Origin of the sequence: Corynebacterium gottingense (assembly GCF_003693265.1) — a bacterium.
Classification (GTDB): domain Bacteria; phylum Actinomycetota; class Actinomycetes; order Mycobacteriales; family Mycobacteriaceae; genus Corynebacterium; species Corynebacterium gottingense.
This window is the reverse complement of the sequence record NZ_RDRE01000096.1, coordinates 1-2,249: the sequence shown is the minus strand read 5'-3', so window position 1 is coordinate 2,249 and position 2,249 is coordinate 1. Positions and strand designations below refer to the sequence as shown.

Sequence of the window (2,249 nt, the reverse complement as noted above, 5' to 3'; positions counted from 1 at the left end):
AGACCAACGGCACCGAACCGATCTTCGTCGAATCCACCAAGCGCATCCAGGTCTCCACCGGCAACGTCGACCTGCTGGATGAGGGCCGCACGGACTCCGCCGCCCCCACCACCGCGAAGGACCTGCAGGCCGTGTTCCTGGACGGCGGCAACGGCAACGCGAACCCGATCGCCCCGGTGGCGGACTCCTACACCCGCGGCATGCCCAAGGTGATCACCCGCTCCCAGTGGGGCGCGGGTGCCTCCTCCAACCCCACCTACACCGAGCCGGTGACGGCGGCGACGGTGCACCACACCGCGGGCTCCAACAGCTACTCCGAGGCGCAGGCGCCGGGCATTGTCCGCGGCATCTGGCAGTACCACGCCCGCAACCTGGGCTGGGGCGACATCGGCTACAACGCGCTGGTGGATAAGTACGGCAACATCTATGAGGGCCGCGCCGGCGGCCTGGACCGCGCCGTCGAGGGCGCGCACGTGGGCGGCTTCAACCAGAACACCTGGGGCGTGTCCATGCTGGGCAACTACGAGACCGCCTCCCCCACCGAGGCCGCCATCAACGCGATGGGCGAGATCATCGGCTGGAAGGCCGCCGTCGCCGGCTTCGACCCGATGGGCTCCGACTACCACTACGCCGACTTTTCCTTCCCGGGATCCCGCTACCCCGCGGGCCAGGGCGCGATGTTCCCCAACATCAACGCCCACCGCGACTTCCACTACAACGCCTGCCCGGGCCAAAACCTGTACAACCGGATGGGCGACATCCGCCGGATTGCTAACCGCAAGTACGACAGCCTCAAGGGCTCGACGGGCCTCGACTCCATCCTCAACCCGTCCAAGCCGGGCAACAACGGCGGGATTGATAACGGCCTGCCCGACAATGCCAATCCTGACGTCGAGGCCACCGACACCACCGTCGGCGACCTCTCCTCCGCCCTCGGCTCCAGCGACGCCGACACGGAGACCGTGACCAACCCTGACGGCACCACCACGACCGTGGTCCGCCCGAACGGCGACGCGCAGAAGGCGAAGAGCAACGTCTCCCTCGAGGGCCTGGCCGCCGGCGACGCCGTCGCCATCGCCGCCGCTGCCGGCACGCTCGCCGGCCTGGTCATCCTGTACGCCAACTCCCGCGGCCTGTTGCCCGGCGCCACCAAGTCCGTCGCCGGGATGGAGATCATCCCCGGCCTGACCGTGCAGCAGCTCACTCCGTACATCGGCCCCGCGCTGCAGGCCGTGGGCAAGCAGGACCTCGCAGACGTGTGGTACCAGTTCGAGCCGACCCTCGGCGCGATCACCGCCGGCGTGGGCGGCCCGCAGGTGGGCGGCCGCGAGTACGCCTTCTTCCAGAAGGGCATCGGCGTGAAGGACCGCCAGGGCCAGATCTACACGCTGGCCGGCAAGGTGGCGGACGCCTGGCTCCAGCAGGGCATGGACGCCGGCCCGCTCGGCATGCCGCTCTCGCAGCAGCGCACGCTTGGCGACGGCACCGTCCAGGTCACCTTCCAAGGCGGCGCCATCAGCTACAGCCCCGCCACCAACGCGGTAAACATCACGACCAACTAGGCCGTCAGGCCCGCAGCTAGGCCTGGTCGTAGGAGCGGCGCACCGCGTCCTCCCACCGCGCCACCAGCCGGTCCCGTTCGGGGTCGGCCCACGTGTTTTCCCAGGCGGTGGTGGGGCCGAGGGACAAGGGGGCACAAATAAGCTTGGCCCCAATGCCCGCGGCCGACGCTGCGCCCATCACCGTGGTTTCCGTGTTCGCAGGGCGCTCGACGCGAAGGCCGAGGATGTCGGCCTGCATCTGCATGAGCAGGTCATTGGTGGTCATGCCGCCGTCGACGCGCAGCTCCGTTGGCTCGCCGCCCATCGCGCGCACCACCTCGAGCGCCTGCAGGCAGGTGGCCTCGAGCGCGGCGCGGGCGATGTGGCGGCGGTCCACAAACCTGGTCAGGCCCGTGATCACGCCGCGCGCGTCGGGGCGCCACCGCGGCGCGAACAGCCCGGAGAACGCGGGTACGATCACCACCCCGCCGCTGTTGTCCACCTGCGCCGCGAGCCGCTCCGACTCCTCCGCGGTACGCAGGATGCCCAGCTGGTCGCGCAGCCACTGGATCAGGGAGCCACCGACGGCCACGGAGCCCTCCTGCGCGTACACCGGCGGCTCGCCGTCGATCTGGTACGCCACGGTGGTAAGCAGGCCGTCGCTGCTCATGCGCGGCTGCGCACCCGTGTTGAGCAGCATGAACAGCC

At 69.9% G+C, this 2,249-nt stretch carries 2 protein-coding genes; one reads left to right on the top strand and one right to left on the bottom strand.

Annotated elements, in window-relative coordinates:
- Positions 1 to 1,562: N-acetylmuramoyl-L-alanine amidase (locus tag EAW56_RS11855; RefSeq protein ID WP_122086754.1), on the top strand; the 1,562-nt coding region annotated here is incomplete at its 5' end.
- Positions 1,563 to 1,578: 16 nt separating this feature from the next.
- Here the strand turns inward: EAW56_RS11855 and EAW56_RS11850 are convergent.
- Positions 1,579 to 2,249: FGGY-family carbohydrate kinase (locus EAW56_RS11850; RefSeq protein WP_244213430.1), on the bottom strand; the 671-nt coding region annotated here is incomplete at its 5' end.